Source organism: Nocardia sp. NPDC050175, from assembly GCF_044459885.1.
Classification (GTDB): domain Bacteria; phylum Actinomycetota; class Actinomycetes; order Mycobacteriales; family Mycobacteriaceae; genus Nocardia.
This window is the reverse complement of the sequence record NZ_JBITJI010000013.1, coordinates 119,247-137,996: the sequence shown is the minus strand read 5'-3', so window position 1 is coordinate 137,996 and position 18,750 is coordinate 119,247. Positions and strand designations below refer to the sequence as shown.

Genomic DNA, 18,750 nt, shown 5'->3' with positions numbered 1-18,750 from the left:
TACTCACACGGCAGTACCAGCGCGACAGCAGATGGACTCAGGACATGTGGTTACTCCCGTAGACGATGGCCAGGACTATCTGGTGCCACAGATAGACAGATAGACGAATCAGCTATTGGCCTCAAGATATACTCGAAAAACGTAAAAATCGAGGTGCTCCGGCTGCTAGAGTTGCCAAGATGATCCTGCTTAGCTTCACTGTGCGCAACCACAAGAGCATCCGGGATGAGATTACGGTCGATCTCGCGCGCCCGTCGTTGCGGACTCTCCAGCCGCGGGACGGCGACTGGGGCGCTGTGACATACCCGATTGCGGGGATCTTCGGCGGTAACGCGACTGGCAAGTCCGCTGTGCTGGATGCGCTCCGGTACACGTTCACAGCGATCCGTCTGTCCGCCACAACTTGGCAGGCATCGAAGTCAATGCCCCGGGCGCCGTTCCGGCTCGACGGAACGGCGCGCACCTCATCGAGCACCTATGAGCTCGATTTCGTCCACGATGGACGTCGACATCAGTACGGCTTCGAGGTGGACCACGACGGGATCAAACGCGAGTGGCTGCGCGACGTACCCAACTTGCGGTGGCGCACGCTGATGGATCGCGACCGGGAAGCCGGCACGTTGACGTTCCACAAGAGCCTGCGCACGAAGATCGAGGTGACTGGGCGCGAGCTAGTGCTCAGCCGGGCATTATTGCTGCACGACTCACCCCTGCACCCCGTGACTGATGATCTGATCTCCGGCTTCGACTGCGTCCTGGTCAAGGACTCCCATCGCGAGGTGCGCCTGTCGAACATCGCGGACTCGCTGGCAGAGGGGACCATCACCTTCGCCGACCTCGAGGCGCTGCTCCAGGTCGCCGACATCGGCGTCGTGAAGGTCAGCATCGAGGAGACCAAAATCCCCGAGAACATACGCCGAGTACTCAGCCGACTCCGGCTCGAGCTGCGCGAAGAGGACGACAAGCCCAGCGACGCTGCCGTCGACAATGACGACGAAGAGTTCAGCGAGCTGGACGACGACCAGCTCGCCCAGGTGGTGCGGTATCTGGTCTTCACCCACCGTGGCACTGCCGACGAATGCCCCGAGTTCTCCATCCAAGACGAAAGCGACGGGACGGTCGCCTGGCTCGCCATTGCGGTGCCGGCACTGGAGGCGCTGCGAAAGGGGGGGCTCCTCCTCATCGACGAGATCGACGCGAGCCTGCATCCCCATCTCCTCGAGGTCCTGTTGGGGACGTTCGCGAATCCTCTGGTCAACAACCGGCAGGCGCAGCTCATCTTCACGAGCCACGAGTCCTACGTCCTCTCACCGCTTAGTGAGGTGAAGTTGGAGCCCGAACAGGTCTGGCTTACGGACAAGACCTATGCGGGCGTCACCGAGCTGACCTGCCTAGCCGACTTCCCGAAGCACCCAGACGCGAATGTGGCGCGACGCTATCTCACCGGCCGGTACGGCGGGACCCCGCGGCTTTCGCCGAGCACGCTGGCAGCACTCGTTGGCTCACAGGTGCGCTGAGGATGACGGCACGTAGGCAGAGCGGGCGTACCAACAGGCCCAGGAGACAGCCCGCCCGGCGCATCCTCGTGGTTACCGAGGGAAAACTGACGGAACCCCAGTACGTCGAAGGCTTGAATAGCTATCTGCGTAGCAGGGGTACGACTGCTGTCGTGAGATCAGTCCCCGTCGGCAAGGACCCGATGAAGGTGGTCCGGAAGGGCATCGAGATTCGCGACAAGGCGGCAAGCGATGAGAAGGACTACGACGTCTGCGTCTGCCTGGTCGATGTCGACCAGCACGACGCGTTGCCAGCTGCCTGCCAGCTTGCCGCACGCGAGTCGATCCTGCTGCTCGTCTCGAACCTCAAGTTCGAGGCTTGGCTGCGGTGGCACGTGGAAGACAAGCACTCTGCGCTAAGCACCTCGCAGCTTGACGACCTCACTGCGAAGCTCGGACTGGTCACGAACAAGATGCTCGCACCGACTTTCCCGTTCCACGCCGTGCACAGGGCATGTGAGATCGCACACCGAGTGGACCCCGACCTGGAGGCCGGAAGAATAGGCCCCGATCCCTCCTCGGCGATGCCGATCCTCGTGGATCTCATGCTTGGGCGATGAGACTTGTTGAGACGGGACTACTAAACGTTGAAGCGGAATTCGACTACGTCGCCGTCGGCCATGACGTAGTCCTTGCCTTCCATGCGGACCTTGCCTGCGGCTTTGGCGGCGGCCATGGAGCCGTGTTCGACGAGGTCGTCGAAGGCTACGATTTCGGCTTTGATGAAGCCGCGTTCGAAGTCGGTGTGGATTACGCCTGCGGCTTTGGGGGCAGTGTCGCCCTGGTGGATGGTCCAGGCGCGGGATTCTTTGGGGCCTGCGGTGAGGTAGGTCTGCAGGCCGAGGGTGTGGAAGCCGGTGCGGGCCAGGGCGTTCAGGCCGGGTTCGGTTTGGCCGATGGATTCGAGGAGTTCGAGGGCGGACTCGTCGTCGAGTTCGAGGAGTTCGGCTTCGACCTTGGCGTCGAGGAAGACGGCGTCCGCGGGGGCGACGGCGGCCTTCAGTTCGGCGACCTTCGCGTCATCGGTGAGGACGGACTCGTCGGCGTTGAAGACGTAGAGGAAGGGCTTGGTGGTGAGCAGCGAAAGTTCTTTGAGCAGTTCGCCGTCCAGCTTGGTGCGCGCCGAGTAGAGCGTCTGGCCGCTGTCGAGGACCGCGTTGGCGGCGACGGCCGCGTCGAGCAGGGGCTTGCGGTCCTTCTTGATCCTGGCTTCTTTTTCCAGCCGCGGGATCGCCTTCTCCAGGGTCTGCATGTCGGCGATGATCAGCTCGGTCTCGATCACCTCGATGTCGGCGAGCGGGTCGACGCGACCGTCGACGTGCACCACGTCATCGTCGGCGAAGACACGGACCACCTGGCAGATGGCGTCGGCTTCGCGAATGTTGGCGAGGAACTTGTTGCCGAGACCGGCACCCTCGGACGCGCCCTTGACGATGCCTGCGATGTCCACGAAGGACACCACGGCGGGCAGGATCTTCGCCGAACCGAAGATCTCGGCGAGCTTGTTCAACCGCGGATCGGGCAGCGGCACCACGCCGACATTCGGCTCGATGGTCGCGAACGGATAGTTCGCGGCCAGCACGTCGTTCTTGGTCAGCGCGTTGAAAAGCGTCGACTTTCCGACGTTGGGCAGGCCGACGATTCCGAGGGTGAGACTCACGAGTTCGAGAGTCTACGCGGCAGGCGCGGGCCTCCGACCCGCGCCTGCCCTACCGGTGATCAGGGGATAAGCACAACCTTGCCCAGATTGCCCCGGTCCTCGATCACCGCATGCGCCTCGGCGGCGGCGTCGAGCGCGAATTCCGCGTGCACCGCGGGCCGAAGCTGATCGGACACCACGTACTGCCACAGCTCCTGCCGCCACTGGTCGAGCAGCTCCGGCTGCCCCTTCGCGATGCGAGCCATCTGGAACCCGATCACCGACTTGGCGCCGACGAGCAGGTCGTAAGCCTGGATGGTGCCGCCACCGGAGCTGTAATAGACGAGCCGTCCACCAGGAGCGACCGCAGCGATGGCGGGCCCGAGCAACTCGCCACCCACCGCGTCCAGCGCGTAGTCGACGGGCTCACCCCACGACTCCTGCCCGTACTCGATAACCTCGTCGGCACCGAGCCCACGCACGAACTCCGCCTTGTCCAGATCCGAGACGGCACCGACCACCCGCGCCGCCCCGCGCACGCGCGCAAGCTGCACCGCGAGATGCCCGACACCACTGGCTGCCGCGGTGATCAGCGCCGACTCACCTGCACGAGGGTTCGCCGCATCGAGCGCACCCAACGCGACCAACCCACTGCGCACCAGCGCGACCGCGTCCACGGCCGACGCACCGTCGGGAATCGGCGACGCCATCGCCACCGAGAGCAGCGCGTACTCGGCGTATCCGTGCCCGAACACCAGCCCGGTCACCCGATACCCCGGCGCATATCCGGTGACGCCGTCACCGACCGCGACCACCTCGCCCGCGACCTCACCACTCAGCGGCATCGGCTCGCGCTGCTCGCGGACCTTCCGCACCATGGGCAGGGTCACCCCGATCGCCTCGACCCGAACCAGGAGTTCCCCGGGCCCCGGCGTCGGCACCTCCGCCGACACGACCTCGAGCACCTCAGGACCACCGCTGCGCTCGTATTGGACCCGCCGCATCACACCTCCAGAAATCGTTAGAAGAGGACACGGTAACCAGACCTCGCGGTGTGCTCATACCCGTTTTCGCCCCGAGTGCGCCATCTCACCGCGCTTGCGGTCGCCGGCGTGCGGCGTAGCGTGACCTGCATGGAGCCGATCACCGAGGTGGTGACAGCGCAGCCGGCGCCCATGCTCACGCCGTTCATCGATCATTACCTCGGCTACCGCATGACGGGGTATCCGCCGGGGTTGCATCGCGGCCTGCCGTCGGCCCATATGACGTTCATCATCAGCATCGGTCCGACCATCGACGTTGTCGCGCAGACGGATCCGAGTCAGTCGCCGCAGGACTACCGCTGTTCGGTGAGCGGCCTGCAGGCGAGCACGGCGATGATCTCGCACGACGGTCATCAAGAGGGCATCTCGGTCGCGCTGACGCCGCTCGGCAGCCGCGCCCTGTTCGGGGTGCCGGCCGCCGCACTGTGGGACACATCGGTGGAGTTCGCCGATGTGGTCGGCCCGATCGGGCACGAGCTGTGGGAGCGGCTGCAGGGGCCGCGCGGCTGGCCGGAACGCTTCGCCACCGTCGATCGAATCCTCACCCGGATGGCCTATCCAGATCGCGTGGTCGCGCCCGAATTGACCTGGGCTTGGCGTGCCGTCGTCGGCTCCGGCGGGACGCTGTCGGTCGGCTCGCTGGTCGAGGAAATCGGTTGGAGCAGACAGCATCTCGCGCGCCGGTTCAGCATCGAATTCGGCCTGAGCCCGAAACTCGCGGCGCGGATCACCCGCTTCGAACGGGCGCGGCGGATGCTCGAACGCACCCCGTCGTTCATCACCATCGCGCAGGTGGCGGCCAGCTGCGGCTACTACGACCAGGCCCATCTGAATCGCGATTTCGCCGAGCTGGCCGGAACCAGCCCGACGATCTGGCTGGGCGAGGAGATTCCATCCGTCCAAGACACCGACCGGTCTGCCGGGCGACGCTGAGGGCATGACGAATCCAACACCGACCGATGTCAGCACCCGCACCGCCGTCTGGCCCACGCTGACTTTCCGCGACGCCAAAGCCATGTCCGCTTTCCTCGTCGAGGCCTTCGGCTTCGAGGAGACCGCGATGTACACCCGCGAGGGCGACCCGTCCATCGTCGAGCACGCCGAGCTGCGCTGGCCGCTCGGCGGTGGCGTGATGTTCGGCTCCGCGTGCAAGGACGAAAGCGTGTTCGGCAAGCGCGTCCCCGGCAACGACTCGACCTACGTCGTCTGCGACGACCCGGACGCCCTGTTGGCGCGTGCTACCGCCGCCGGTGCCGAGGTGCTGCGCGGCCTGCGCGACGAAGACTATGGCTCACGCGGATTCACCGTCCGTGACCCCGAGGGCAACCTCTGGAGCTTCGGCACCTACTGGGGCGAATAACCCAGCGCCCGAGGAGCATTGCGTAACTTCACGTGGGGTCTACGGCCCGGCGGCATCGAACGCCGTTGGGCCGTTTCACCGGCCCCCGAGACCGGACATGGCCATGCCACGGATGAACGCCCGCTGGGCGAGTCCGTACACCACGAGCAACGGCAACAGAATGACCATCGAGGCAGCCATGAGAATCGGCCACTGGGTGTAATACTGCCCCTGCAGGCGCACCAATCCCAGTGTGACGGTAGCGATCTCGTTACGTTGGATCATCACCAGCGGCCACAGGAAGTCGTTCCAGACGGTGATCCAGGTGAGCACGCCGAGCACCATCAGGGCGGGGCGGGTGTGCGGCAGCAGAACTCGCCAGTAGACCTGCCAGGTGGAGCAGCCGTCGAGGATCGCGGCCTCCTCCAATTCCATTGGCAGCGTGAAGAAGAACTGGCGCATCAGATAGGTGCCGAAGGCGCTGCCGAACAGGCCGGGCACGATCATCGCCCACGGCGTATCCACCCAGCCGAAGGCACGCATCAACAGGAACTGCGGAATCACCGTGACGGTCAGCGGCACCATGAGCGTGCCGAGGTAGGCGACGAACAACACTTCGCGACCACGAAACCGCAAGCGCGCGAACGCGTACCCGGCCAGCGAGCAGAAGAACAGCTGCCCGGCGGTAACACACACCGCGTACACCGCGGTGTTGAGCAGCATCCGCCCGAGCGGCAGCAGCTCGAACACCTTGCCGTAGTTGGACCACTGCGGGCTCGCCGGAAGCAGGTTCCCCTCCGCGATCTCGCCGTCCCGCTTCAACGACCCGGACAACGCCCACAGAATCGGCGCCAACGCGCACCACGCGATGCCGATCAACACCGCGTAGATCCCTATCCCGTGCAGCATCCGGCGCACGATCACCCGCTCCGCCTTCACAGGTCAACGGCCTCCCGCCGCGCAAACCGCAACTGCAGCAGCGTGAGCACCAGCAGAATCGCGAAGATCACCCACGCCAGTGCCGACGCGTACCCGACCTCGTAGAACCCGAAGGCGTTCTGGAACAACATGATCCCCAGCAGATAGGTCCCCGTCTCCGGTCCCCCATTACTTCCGGTGAGCGCGTACACCTGATCGAACGCCTGCATCGAGTTGATGACGGTGATCACGAACACGAACGACAGCGGCCCACGGATCAACGGCACAGTGATCGCCGAAAACCGCCGCAGCGCACCGGCTCCGTCGATCTTCGCCGCCTCGTAGAGCGGCTCCGGCACCCCCTGCATCGCGGCCAGCAGAATGACAGTCGCGAACGGCACGCTCTTCCAGACCGTGACGATGCTCAGCGAGACCAACGCCAAGTTCGGATCGGTCAACCACGGCACCGGCCCCAACCCGACCGCGCCGAGCCCGATATCGAGCATCCCGTCCTCGGTGAAGATGAACCGCCACACCACCGCCATCGCCACCGTGGAAGCAACGAGCGGCAGAAACGCCAACGTCCGAAAGAACCCGATACCGGCCAACTTCCGGTTCAGCGCCGCCGCGATCCCCAACCCGATCAGCACCGTCGGCACCAGCGTGAGCACGGTGAACACCGCACTGTTGCGTAACGCGATGAGAAACAACGGATCCGCCCCGAACAACCGCCGATAGTTGGCCAGCCCGACGAACCGCATCGGCCGGAACAGGTCCCACGCGTGAAAACTCAGATACAACGAAAACCCCAGCGGAAACAACAGAAACACCGCCACCGCCGCCACATTCGGCGCGACGAACAGCCACCCCGCCCGCTCCCGCTTCCGCGCCAACCCCGTACGTGTGCCACTCACGGCGACTCCAGCAGCGCGTCGAGATCGGCGGTGAATTGACCGTCCAGCGAGGCGGCAGTGGCGGCACCGCGCAGGACGCGGTTGGCACCGCGTTCCAGCAACGCGGAGACCTTGCCCCAGGCGGGTGTTATCGGCAGCGGGCGGGAGTTGTCCGGGCCCTCGGTGAACACCGCGAGATTGCGTGTTTCGCGGTGCGCGGCAGCGAAACCAGGCGAGCTCATCGCGGATTTCAGCACCGGAACGAACAACCCGGAGGCGGCAATGATCGCCTGCCCCACCGGCCCGGTCGCGAATTTGACGAATTCCCAAGCCTGTTCAACCCGCGGACTACCCGCCGCGATGGATAACCCCGTACTGCCGACATCGGTGATCGCACCGGGACCGCCGTGCGGCCCGACCGGCAACACCGTGACATCGATCGAAAGGCCGTCCTGCCCGGCGAATTCGGAGTACAGCCAGTGCCCACCGAGCACCATCCCCGCCCGCCCTGCCCGGAACAGGTCCGCCGCCGAAATCGACAGCTGGTCGGCGACTTTCGGCGCCACCCGATGCCGCACCGCGAGATCGGCGTAGAACTGGAACCCCTCGGCGAACCGTGGATCACCGAGATTGGCCTTGGTCGGCGCCACCGACGGGCTGAACCACTCCGCGCCGTTGTTCATGCCGAAGCAGGCGGCCGAGTAGTACGGCACCCAGGCATCGGCGAAGCCCCACTGCTTGTTCTTCGTGAGTGTGCGCGCGACATCCAGGAATTCGTCGAACGACCAGGCATCACGCCACCGGGCGGGCGGCGTCAGCCCGGCCGCCGCGAACAACTCCCGGTTGTAATAGAGGAACACCCCGGACCACTGCTCAGGCAACGCGTACTGCCCACCGGCATAGGTGAAGGTGTCGTACAGCGCCGGGTAACTGTCCCGGCGCAACATCTCCGCGTACTCGGGCTCCCGATCGAGCAGCGTGCGCAGATCGAGCAGCACGCCACGCTCGGCGAGCCCGGAGTAGAGCAGCTCCCAGGCCATGATGACGTCGGGACATCTACCGCCCGCACAGTAGGTGAGCAGCTGCTGCTGCGGATCCGGGCCGGACATGATGGTGCGAATCCTGATGTCCGGGTGCCGCTTCTGGAACTCGTCGATGATCGTCAACCGCACCCGGGCTTCCTCCGGCCTGGCCTGGAAGAAGAAGGTCAACGCGTCGTCGGCGGCCCCGCAGCCGGTCGCGGCCAGTAGCGGCGCGGCCAGCGCCGAGCCGAGCAGGGTGCGACGACGAATCGGTGACACGAGCTCCTCCACGACGGCCTGCGGATGGATACGCGAACCCCGGGATGAGAAACGGCGATGTGTAGGACCGATCGGCGCATGCCCGAGCCAGCATGGCAGCATACGGATGGCAACATCGCCGGGCGAGGGGAACACGCCCACTCGAACCGGCGAACACCGGCGACCGTGAACAACGGCCGACCGGCCGGCTGACGCCCCCGCGGGCCACCCGTACCCGCGCGCGCAGACGGATCGAGCCCCGCTCGTAGGAAGACACAGTACGAGTCCTCGCGGCGATCTCGATTCGTATCGCAATGTTCAGACTTCACTAAGTCCGGCTCATGCGCGCCTCGGTTCAGCTACGTTGACATCGTTTCAGCAAGCTCGATTTCACGGGAGAGTAGTTCGCATGGCGACCATCGAATACCTCCGGACAGATCCCGACCTACCTCCCGTGGGTGTCGTGGACCGTTCGCCTATTACCCCAGTCAAGAAGGGCATTTTCGCCGCGATCGCCGTGGTGGGTGCGATCGCCTGGGCCGTCCTGGCCATCTCCCGCGGCGAGTCGGTCAACGCGGTATGGATCGTGGTCGCGGCCGTGGCCACCTACGTGCTGGCCTACCAGTTCTATTCCAGGCTCATCGAATACAAGATCGTCAAACCGCGCGACGACCAGGCCACGCCCGCCGAGATCCTGGAAAACGGCAAGGACTACATGCCGATGGACCGGCGGGTGCTGTTCGGGCACCACTTCGCCGCCATCGCGGGCGCGGGCCCGCTGGTCGGCCCCGTCCTCGCCGCGCAGATGGGTTATCTGCCCGGCACCATCTGGATCGTGATCGGCGTCGTCTTCGCCGGCGCGGTGCAGGACTACCTGGTGCTGTGGGCCTCGACCCGCCGCCGCGGCCGCAGCCTCGGGCAGATGGCTCGCGACGAGCTCGGCGCGGTCGGTGGCGTCGCCGCGATCATCGCCGTGCTGGTGATCATGATGATCCTGCTCGCGGTGCTCGGCATCGTCGTGGTGAACGCGCTGGCCGCGACGCCCGGCAAGGACGGCACGCTGCAGGGCGGCAGCCCGTGGGGCGTGTTCTCCATCTCGATGACCATCCCGATCGCCCTGTTCATGGGCGTTTACCTGCGCTTCTTCCGGCCGGGCAAGGTCGGCGAGGTCTCCATCATCGGGTTCGCGCTGCTGCTGCTCGCCATCATCTCCGGCAACTGGGTCGCCGGATCCGGTTGGGGCCAGGACCTGTTCACGCTGTCGGGCACCACCATCGCGTGGTGCCTCATCGGCTACGGCTTCATCGCCTCGGTGCTGCCGGTGTGGCTGTTGCTCGCGCCGCGCGACTACCTGTCGACCTTCATGAAGATCGGCACCATCGTCCTGCTGGCGGTCGGTGTCCTGATCACCATGCCGGTGCTGAAGGCGCCCGCCGTGTCCGACTTCGCCAGTTCCGGTAAGGGCCCGGCGTTCGCGGGCAGCCTGTTCCCGTTCCTGTTCATCACCATCGCCTGCGGCGCACTGTCCGGATTCCACTCGCTGGTCTCCTCGGGCACCACGCCGAAGCTGCTGGAGAAGCAGTCGCAGGCCAGGATGATCGGCTACGCGGGCATGCTGATGGAGTCGTTCGTCGCGGTCATGGCGATCATCACCGCGAGCATCATCGACCAGCACCTGTACTTCGCGATGAACGCGAGCGCGGGCCTGACCGGTGGCACCGCGGAGAAGGCGGCCGCCTACACCAACAGCCTTGGCCTGAGCGGTAATCCGATCACCCCCGCGGAGCTGACCCAGGCGGCCAAGGACGTCGGCGAGACCAGCATCGTCTCGCGGACCGGTGGCGCGCCGACGCTCGCCGTCGGCATGTCCGAGGTGCTGCACCGGTTCCTCGGCGGCAGCGGCCTCAAGTCGTTCTGGTACCACTTCGCGATCATGTTCGAGGCGCTGTTCATCCTCACCACGATCGACGCCGGTACCCGTGTCGCACGCTTCATGCTGTCGGACTCGCTGGGCAACCTCGGCGGCCCGGCCAAGAAGTTCAAAGATCCGTCCTGGCGGCCCGGTGCCTGGCTCTGCTCTGCGATCGTGGTCGCGGCCTGGGGCTCGGTGCTGCTGATGGGTGTCACCGATCCGCTCGGCGGCATCTACACGCTGTATCCGCTGTTCGGCATCTCCAACCAGTTGCTCGCCGCGATCGCGCTGACCGTGGTGCTGACCATCGTGATCAAGAAGGGCCTGCTCCAGTGGGCCTGGATTCCGGCAATCCCGCTGATCTGGGATCTGACGGTGACGATGACGGCGTCCTGGCAGAAGATCTTCTCGGCCGACCCGAACATCGGCTACTGGAAGCAGCACAGCAACTATGTCGCCGCGGTCGACGCGGGGAAGATCTTGGCGCCCGCCAAGACCGCCGCCGATATGGACAAGGTCGTGCGCAACACCTTTATCCAGGGCAGTCTGTCGATCATCTTCGCGGTGCTGGTGTTGATCGTGGCGATAGTCGGCTTGATCGTCTGTGTGCGGGCTTGGCGCGCGGGCGGCGGACCGGACAGTGAATCGCCGGACGAACCGTCGAAGATCTTCGCGCCGACGTCCTTCTTCGCGACCGCCGAGGAAAAGGAGGTGCAACAGGAATGGGACGCCTTGATCGCCGCCGGGAAGGTCCGAGCGCCGGGCGCCGCGCAGGTGAAGGCGACGCAATGACCGTGCACGTCGCCCCGCACGGCAGTCGATCGGCTGCCGTGCGGGGGCTGCGTGCCGCTCGAAGTGGTTGTGCGGCAGCGATTTGGTGGTTCAGCTCGATCCTCGGCGGGCAGGACTATCGGCGCTACGTCGACCATCTGGCGCGCAACCATCCCGGCTGCGCGGTGCCGACGGAACGCGAGTACTGGCGGACCCGGCACGCGGACGCGGACAACAACCCGGCAAATCGCTGCTGCTGAGGCACGGCGGAGCGGCGCGATGAGGGCGCCGCTCCGCCCGCCGAGGTAGGGCTGATCTGCGGGTTCGCGATTCCACATAGCGCGAACCAGGGGTGATGGCAGATTTCCGCTAGCGGCGGCTGGCCGCAGCTGACATTGTGGTTGGCGTGACGATCACGGCGTTGGATTTCGAGCGGTGCTACCGGGCGGTTTCTACCAGGGATTCCCGCTTCGACGGGCAGTTCTTCACCGCAGTGCGTACCACCGGAATCTATTGTCGCCCTTCGTGTCCGGCGATCACGCCGAAACGGGTCAACGTGTCGTTCCTGCCGACCGCGGCGGCGGCACAGCAGGCGGGCTACCGCGCCTGCCGCCGATGCCTGCCGGACGCGGCCCCCGGATCGCCGCTCTGGAACACCCGCGCCGACCTGGCCGCGCGCGCGATGCGGCTGATCGGTGACGGCGTGATCGAACGCGGCGGCGTCCCCGCGCTGGCCGCCACGCTCGGCTATTCGCAACGGCAGCTGACCCGCGTGCTCACCACCGAACTCGGGGCGGGCCCGCTGGCGCTGGCCCGCGCGCACCGGGCGCATACCGCCCGACTATTGATCCAGACCACGGCAATGCCCATGTCGGACATCGCTTTCGCGGCCGGATTCGCCAGCATCCGCCAGTTCAACGACACGGTGCGCGAGGTGTTCGCGGTCAGCCCGACCACCATGCGGACCGAGGCGAACCGGGCGAAGTCCACCTCGAACGCACGCCAGGTACCCGCCGTCAACGGCACGCTGAGCCTGCGGCTGCCCTACCGCGAGCCGCTGGATCGGGCCTGGCTGGAGTGGTTCCTCTCCTCGCATGTGGCCCCCGGCATGGAACTATGGGAGAACCGCGCCTACACCCGGAATCTGCGCACGCCGCACGGCCACGCGACGACCAGGCTCAGCTTCCAGCGCGACCACGTGCGGGCCGAGCTGGCCCTGCACGACATGCGCGACCTGGCGCCGACCGTCGCGCGGCTGCGGCACCTGCTCGACCTGGACGCCGACCCGATCGGCATCGACGAGGCGCTGGGTGTCGCCCCGGGACAGCAGGTTTCGACACCTGAACTGACCGACCCGGACACCACTCGACTGCCGGACGCGGGCGCCGGATCACCACCGGACGCCGAACTCGACCCCAGCGACGGGCGCCAACCGGTCTTCTCCCCCGGCATTCGGGTCCCCGGCTGCCTGGACGGGCCGGAACTGTTGCTGCGCACCATGATCGGGCAGCAGATCTCGGTGTCGGCGGCGACGACGCACACGGCACGGCTGGTCGAGGCGCTCGGTGATCGGGTCGACGGGCCGATCCCCCTGTTGTTCCCCACCCCGGCGGTGATCGCCGAGCGCGGTGCCGAGGTGCTCACCGGTCCGACGCGACGGATCCGCTCGATCATCGGCGCGGCCGAGGCATTGGCGAGTGGCGAACTGGCGTTGCATCAAGGCCGTACCGCCGCTGACCTGCGTCGCGACCTGCTGGCCTTGGACGGGGTCGGCCCGTGGACGGCCGATTACGTGACGATGCGCCTGCTCGCCGACCCGGACGTGTTGCTGAACACCGATCTGGTGGTTCGTCAGGGGGCCGCGGTGCTCGGCGTCGACCTCTCCGACACCGCGCGTTGGGCGCCGTGGCGCTCCTATCTGTCCATGCACCTCTGGAAGGCGGCGCTGACCGATCGCGCCGCTCGAGCCAAGACCAAGTCCGCCACATCGAAAGCGAGCACCGAAGCATGAACGCCACCACCGTTGTTCGCCCGACGAGGCGCCAGATCGGTATCACCACTGCGGATTTCGCGACCGTCGAGACGCCGATCGGACCGTTCACCGCGGTGGTCGACGCCGACGGGGCCGTGCTGGCCGCCGGTTGGACCGCCGACGTGGACGACCTGCACCCCGTGATCCACCCGACGTTGCGTCCGGCCGAACTGCGACAACGGGATTCGCTCGGTGAGCTCACCCGGATCATCACCGCCTATCACGACGGTGATCTGACCGCGATCGACGACGTCCCGGTCCGTCAGCAGTCCGGCGAATTCCTCATGCACGCTTGGGAAGTCCTGCGCAAGGTCCCGGCGGGCGCACCGATCACCTACACCGAGTACGCCGCCATCTCCGGTCGCCCCGACGCCACCCGCGCCGCGGCCAACGCGTGCGCGCGCAATGCGGCGGCGCTGTTCGTGCCGTGCCACCGCATTTACCGCATCGGTGGGGCGCTCGGCGGTTTCCGTTGGGGGCTGCCGATCAAGCGCTGGTTGCTCGATCACGAGGCCTGATCGTTGTGCGACGACCGAAGCCGGGTCGTCGCACAGGTTCTCAGAGCAGCGGGGCGGCGCGATCGATATAGCGGGCGCGTTCGGCGGCGGCGAATTCAACCCGCCGATCAGGCGACGGTGGCCTCGAGGTGGGAGCCGGTGCGGCCGCGGCGGACGTGCAGGCGGCTGGGGATGCGCTGACGCATTTCGTCGACGTGGCTGACGACGCCGACCACGCGGCCGCCCGCGCGGAGTTCGTCGAGGACGCCCATCACCGCGTCGAGGGTGTCGGCGTCGAGGCCGCCGAAGCCCTCGTCGATGAAGAGGGTGTCGAGCACGATGCCACCGGATTCGGCGGCGACGGTGTCGGCCAGGCCGAGTGCCAAAGACAGGGAGGCCATGAAGGTTTCGCCACCGGAGAGGGTTTTGGCGGGGCGGATCGCGCCGGTGTAGTCGTCGCGGATGTCCAGACCGAGACCGCCGCGGCGACCGCGTGGACCCGCCTTGTCGGAGTGCACGAATTCGTAACGGCCACCAGACATTCGGCGCAGGCGTAGCGAACCGGCTTGGGCGACTTCTTCCAGGCGGGCGGCGAGAACGTAAGAGCGCAGCGACATCCGGCGGTTGTTCTCGCCGCGGCCTGCCACCACCTCGGCGAGGCCGGCGAGTTCGTCGTGGGTGCGTTGCAGTGGGGCGATGCGATCCACCGCCGCCCAGAGTTGGCCGCCCAGGTCTTCCAGCAGGCCGACCCGCCTGGTCGCCTCGGCGTGCACGGCGACGGCGGTGTTCAGCTGTGTTTGTGCGGCGGCGACGGCGGACTCGAGCTCGGTCAGGTCGCCGGGTTCGGTTGATGCGGCCGCTTGGATTTCCGGTTCTGCGAGAACGGCTTCCGCATGTGCGCGGGCGCGGTCTGCGTTGGTGAGTTCGGCTTCGATCTCTGCCTGGCGTTGTGCGGTGCGGCTCGCCGCAGTGACCACGCGCGCATAGGCGGTGAGCCTCGCAACAACGTCCTGGGGTGCCTCGACTACGGCTGCGCGCGGCGCGGGTTCCGTCGCCGAGTCGTTGGCGGGCGCCGTGGCCGGATCGCTCGATTCAGCGTTTGCTGCACCCGCGGCGTCGTGCGCCACCTGTGCACCGGCCGTCGCTGCCTCGGTTCGCTGACGGCCGACTTCGTGCTCGGGTACGAAACCTGCGGCGCGGGCAAGGTTTTCGACGCGGTCGGCGATGACGGCTACCTGTTCGCGGGCCGCTGCCGCGTCGGCGCGGGCCTCCCGGAGGGTGGTGGCGTCGGCGACGAGGGCGGTGAGGCGGGCGTAGCGGCGGTCGATGGTTTCGTCCGCGCCCGCAGCGGCGCGGAGGCGGTCGTTGAGCTCGGTGAGGCGGATGGTCGCGGTGGCGACGTTCGCGGCGACAGTGCTTCGGCGCGAATCGGATTCGCGGAGTTCGTCGTGCAGGCGGGCCTCGTCGGTGCGCAGGCGGGTGAGTTCGGCGGTCAGGCCGTCGGCGAGAGCCGCCAATTCGGCGGTGTCTTCGTAGCGGTCGGTGGCGGTGCGCAGGGCGGCGGCCAGTTCGACGCGGTCGGCGTCGCCACCGCGGGCGGTGAGCGCCTCGATCTCGCGTTCCAGGGTGGTGATTCGGGCCAGCACGCGGTCCCGCGCGTCCTCGGCAGCGCGTTCGGCCGTCACCGCGGCCTCTTCGGCGTCCTTGGAGACGGCAGTGGCGGTCGGGCGGGCTGGTGCTGGGTGGTCGGCCGAACCGCACACCGTGCACGGCTGGCCGTCGCTCAGCCCATCGGCGAGTTCGGCGGCCATACCTGCCAGCCTGCGCTCGCGCAGATCGAGGACACGCTCCTTGGCGTCGTTGTGCGCCGCACGGGCCGTCTCGAACTCGACGCGGGCATGGTCCAAACCTGTTTTGCGGGAAGCGAGTTCGACCGCGGCTGCGGCAGCGGTCTGTAGCCGCTCACATTCGGCCGTCAGGGTCGGCAGCGTGGCGGCCGCGTTCGTCGCCTCGCGCAGGCGAGCCTCGAGGGTGGCGAGCGATCCTGGGAGTTGTTCACGCAGCCGGGTCAGCTTGGTCACCTGGGTGTTGAGCGCCGCATCTTCGTCCCGCAGCCCAGCCAACTCTCGGGTGAGACGGGTGGCTGCCGTAGCGTCCGCCCGTACCTCGTCCAGTCCTCCGATCTGCGCGCTCCAACGCCTGATCGCGGCATCGATGTCCGCGTCGTCTCTGATAACCGCTTGGTCGGCGAAGCGGGTCCCCCTTTCAGCCGCCCCCATCCGATTGCGCTCGGCACCAGAATGATCCGCACGTATCGGACGCACACCCCGCTGCTCAGCGTCCGGGTGTGAGGCGGAAGTTCCCTCGGCAGCGCGGGTCGCTCCGTTTCCGGCCGTCCTGGCGCGATCCGACTCGGTACCAAGGCGATTCGCATGCAGCGGTCGGACACCCGGCTGCTCGGCGTCGGCACTATCCGCTACTCCGCCACTTGGCGCTGGATCAACGCTGTCTGTGTCCGCGCGGTCTATCCAGACCAGTTCGACACCGCCGAGGTCGGCACCGGCGGGCTCGAGCAGGCGTGCGGCCAATTGGCGGCTGGCGGTGAGGGTTTCGGTGTCTTTGCGGCGCATCTGCATGACCGCGTCGCGGGCCTCATCGATGGCGGCGGCGACCGGCTCGGCGCGGCAGGCCAATGCGAGTTCGGCCTGTAGGGCGGTGCGCTGGTCCGCGGAGGCGGCGTAGTCGTCGAGTTGCTTGCGGGCGGCCGACATGCGGCGGCGTAGCTCGTGCAGGCGGCGTTGCTCCTCGGCGAGCGTGCGCACGCGGCCCGAGTCCTGTTGGCAGCGTTCGGCTTCCGTTGCCGCGGCGGTCAGGTCGGTGCGCGCGGTGGCGAGCAGTTCCTGTGACCAGCCGACGGCTTCCAGCGGGCCGAGGGTTTCGGCCGCGCCGGCCCCGGCCGCGACGCCGACCTGTGCGATCAGGCGGTCGATGCCTTGCTTGCGGGAGTCGAGGTCGGCGGTGGAGGCGCGGCGCTTGTCCGCGAGCCACTGCTCGGCGCTGCCGAATCGTTCGGTGTCGAAAAGCTTTTCGAGCAGCTTCTCGCGATCTTCGTTGTCCGCCCGCAGGAATCGCGCGAAGTCGCCCTGCGGCAGCAGCACCACCTGGAAGAACTGGTCGGCGCTCATGCCGAGCAGCCGGATGATCTCGTCGCCGATATCGGGTATCCGGGAGAGGTTTTCGCCGCGCCCGTCCAGCCAGGCCAGCGTCGCCTTGGCGGGGTCGGTGCGCATGCCGGTGCCGCGCAGCTTCGGGCGTTCGAATTCGGGGATGCGGGTCAGTCGCACCCGTCGTCCGCCGAGGGTGGCCTCCAGGATCACCTGCGGCGGAGTCTGTTCCGGCGCGTGATCGGAGTGCAGGCGCTTGCTCTCGCCGCGCGCGCCGGGGACCCGGCCGTAGAGCGCGAAGGCGATCGCGTCGAGCACGGTGGTCTTGCCTGCGCCGGTCTGCCCGTGCAGCAGGAAGAGCCCGTCGGCGCCGAGCGCGTCGAAGTCGACGACCGTGGTTTCGGCGAACGGGCCGAAGGCGGTCATCTCCAGCTTGTGCAGCCTCATGCAGCCGCACCGTCCATCGTCGCGTGGCCACGACCGCTCGGCAGCACGGGGCGTTGCGCGCGGCGCGCCCTCACGCCGAGAGTTCCGCTGCCGAGTCGGCCGTCAGCGCATGATCAGGTTCCGCGACGGCGGCGGCGAGTGCCCGCTCCAGCCAAGCCATTTCGCCCTCGCTGGGCACACCGCGGACGTCGGTGAGGAAGCTCTGCGCTACTTCGGTATCGCGGCGGCCGTGCACCCGCTCACGGTAGCGCAGCTCCGGGTTGCCCTCCGGCCGCACCCACTCGACGTGCACCGCGTGCGGGAACCGCTCGCGCAGCTTGCGCATCGCGTCGACCGGGCGGGTCGAGTCGGTGAGCACCGCGGAAACGTAGTGCTCCTCGGCAGGCGCGTGGCTCTCCTCGGTGAGCAGCTCGTCGAGGGTTCCGGTGAGCTTGGTCAGCCCGCGCACCAGGGGCAGGTCGCGGCGCTCGACCGAGTGCAGTCCGGCGGCGTCGAGCTCGATGAGCCACACCGCCTTGCGGTGCGAACTCTCCGCGAATGAATACGGCAGTGGTGAGCCGCAATAGCGCACGGACTCCGACAGTGTCTGCGGGGAATGCAGGTGGCCGAGGGCGACATAGTCGATGCCATCGAAGGCCGACATCGGCACCGTCTCCACGCCGCCGACCGAGATCGAGCGTTCCGAACCGGTCGCCTCGCCGCCGACGACGAAGGCGTGCGCGAGCACCACCGTGCGGGTGCCGTCCCGCTGCGCGATGTCGGCGCGGATCCGGCGCATGGCGGCGTCGAGGATGTCGGCATGCGAACGCGCCTGCGGCACACCGAGTTCCGCGCGGGTGATGTCCGGCTCCAGGTACGGGATGCCGTAGAACGCCACCGGACCGTGCTCGTCGTCGAGCAGAACCGGTCGGTCGGCCTCGGCGACGGTGGTGCGCAGATACAGCCCGCCCGCCGCCGCGAAGCTCGCGCCCGCACCGAGTCGCGCGGGCGAATCGTGGTTGCCCGAGGTGGCGACGATGCGGGCGCCTGCCGCGCGGATGGCCTCGAAGCCGCGGTTGCACACGGCGATCGCGTCGGCACTCGGAATGGACCGGTCGTACACGTCGCCGGGCAGTACCACCACCTCGACCGACTCCTCGGCCACCAGCTCGGCGATCGCGGCCAGCGAACGAGCCTGGTCGGCAAGCAGATCGACGCCGTGGAAGGTGCGCCCGATGTGCCAGTCCGAGGTGTGCAGCATCCGCATCCGCGAAACCGTA

At 67.4% G+C, this 18,750-nt stretch carries 15 protein-coding genes; 8 read left to right on the top strand and 7 right to left on the bottom strand.

The genetic code is table 11. From position 1 onward, the window contains the following. The first annotated feature begins 179 nt into the window (after positions 1-179). Positions 180-1,517 (top strand): ATP/GTP-binding protein, encoded by a 1,338-nt coding sequence (locus ACIBK2_RS35380; RefSeq protein WP_396973870.1) that lies wholly within the window; start codon positions 180-182, stop codon positions 1,515-1,517. Positions 1,518-1,519: 2 nt separating this feature from the next. After that, the gene (locus ACIBK2_RS35375; RefSeq protein WP_396973868.1) at positions 1,520-2,116 is read left to right on the top strand and encodes an RloB family protein; all 597 of its coding nucleotides are present in this window, start codon (positions 1,520-1,522) and stop codon (positions 2,114-2,116) included. Between the two features lie 20 nt (positions 2,117-2,136). Here ACIBK2_RS35375 and ychF read toward each other — a convergent pair whose 3' ends face one another. After that, a complete protein-coding gene (gene ychF, locus ACIBK2_RS35370) occupies positions 2,137-3,216 on the bottom strand; it encodes a redox-regulated ATPase YchF (protein ID WP_396973866.1) in 1,080 nt (359 codons plus the stop codon). Positions 3,217-3,275: 59 nt separating this feature from the next. After that, a complete protein-coding gene (locus ACIBK2_RS35365; RefSeq protein ID WP_396973864.1) occupies positions 3,276-4,199 on the bottom strand; it encodes a zinc-binding alcohol dehydrogenase family protein in 924 nt (307 codons plus the stop codon). 129 nt (positions 4,200-4,328) lie between these two features. On the opposite strand from ACIBK2_RS35365, the gene ACIBK2_RS35360 reads away from it, so the two are divergent. Together ACIBK2_RS35360 and ACIBK2_RS35355 are read left to right on the top strand one after the other, a co-directional pair. After that, complete coding sequence (locus tag ACIBK2_RS35360) at positions 4,329-5,171, top strand: helix-turn-helix domain-containing protein (protein ID WP_396973862.1); 843 nt, start codon at positions 4,329-4,331, stop codon at positions 5,169-5,171. Between the two features lie 4 nt (positions 5,172-5,175). After that, entirely contained in the window at positions 5,176-5,598 is a 423-nt protein-coding gene (locus ACIBK2_RS35355; protein ID WP_396973860.1) for a VOC family protein, read from the top strand. A 75-nt stretch (positions 5,599-5,673) separates the two neighbouring features. Here ACIBK2_RS35355 and ACIBK2_RS35350 read toward each other — a convergent pair whose 3' ends face one another. From ACIBK2_RS35350 to ACIBK2_RS35340, 3 genes are read right to left on the bottom strand one after another with little or no spacing between them, the layout of a single operon-like run. Beyond that, positions 5,674-6,486: a carbohydrate ABC transporter permease gene (locus tag ACIBK2_RS35350; RefSeq protein ID WP_396974139.1), complete on the bottom strand. Its 813-nt coding sequence runs from the start codon at positions 6,484-6,486 to the stop codon at positions 5,674-5,676. A gap of 26 nt (positions 6,487-6,512) precedes the next feature. Then, on the bottom strand, positions 6,513-7,388 hold the full coding sequence (locus ACIBK2_RS35345) for a carbohydrate ABC transporter permease (protein ID WP_396974138.1): 876 nt from the start codon (positions 7,386-7,388) through the stop codon (positions 6,513-6,515). A gap of 17 nt (positions 7,389-7,405) precedes the next feature. Beyond that, complete coding sequence (locus ACIBK2_RS35340) at positions 7,406-8,689, bottom strand: ABC transporter substrate-binding protein (protein WP_396973858.1); 1,284 nt, start codon at positions 8,687-8,689, stop codon at positions 7,406-7,408. Between the two features lie 388 nt (positions 8,690-9,077). On the opposite strand from ACIBK2_RS35340, the gene ACIBK2_RS35335 reads away from it, so the two are divergent. From ACIBK2_RS35335 to ACIBK2_RS35320, 4 genes are all read left to right on the top strand, one after another. After that, positions 9,078-11,372, top strand: a complete 2,295-nt coding sequence (locus tag ACIBK2_RS35335) for a carbon starvation CstA family protein (RefSeq protein ID WP_396973856.1) — start codon at positions 9,078-9,080, stop codon at positions 11,370-11,372. Positions 11,373-11,419: 47 nt separating this feature from the next. Further along, positions 11,420-11,611, top strand: coding sequence for a YbdD/YjiX family protein (locus ACIBK2_RS35330; RefSeq protein ID WP_396974136.1), 192 nt, complete (start codon positions 11,420-11,422; stop codon positions 11,609-11,611). 146 nt (positions 11,612-11,757) lie between these two features. Next, on the top strand, positions 11,758-13,362 hold the full coding sequence (locus ACIBK2_RS35325; RefSeq protein WP_396973854.1) for a DNA-3-methyladenine glycosylase 2 family protein: 1,605 nt from the start codon (positions 11,758-11,760) through the stop codon (positions 13,360-13,362). Continuing rightward, on the top strand, positions 13,359-13,901 hold the full coding sequence (locus ACIBK2_RS35320; protein ID WP_396973852.1) for a methylated-DNA--[protein]-cysteine S-methyltransferase: 543 nt from the start codon (positions 13,359-13,361) through the stop codon (positions 13,899-13,901). Before ACIBK2_RS35325 ends, ACIBK2_RS35320 begins: the two co-directional genes overlap by 4 nt. Before the next feature lie 107 nt (positions 13,902-14,008). On the opposite strand, the gene ACIBK2_RS35315 is transcribed toward ACIBK2_RS35320, so the two are convergent. Both ACIBK2_RS35315 and ACIBK2_RS35310 read right to left on the bottom strand, forming a co-directional pair. Beyond that, positions 14,009-17,491, bottom strand: a complete 3,483-nt coding sequence (locus tag ACIBK2_RS35315; RefSeq protein ID WP_396973850.1) for an AAA family ATPase — start codon at positions 17,489-17,491, stop codon at positions 14,009-14,011. A 70-nt stretch (positions 17,492-17,561) separates the two neighbouring features. Beyond that, positions 17,562-18,737 carry an exonuclease SbcCD subunit D gene (locus ACIBK2_RS35310; protein ID WP_396973848.1) on the bottom strand — a complete coding sequence of 392 codons (1,176 nt, stop codon included), beginning with the start codon at positions 18,735-18,737 and terminating at the stop codon, positions 17,562-17,564. Positions 18,738-18,750: the final 13 nt, after the last annotated feature.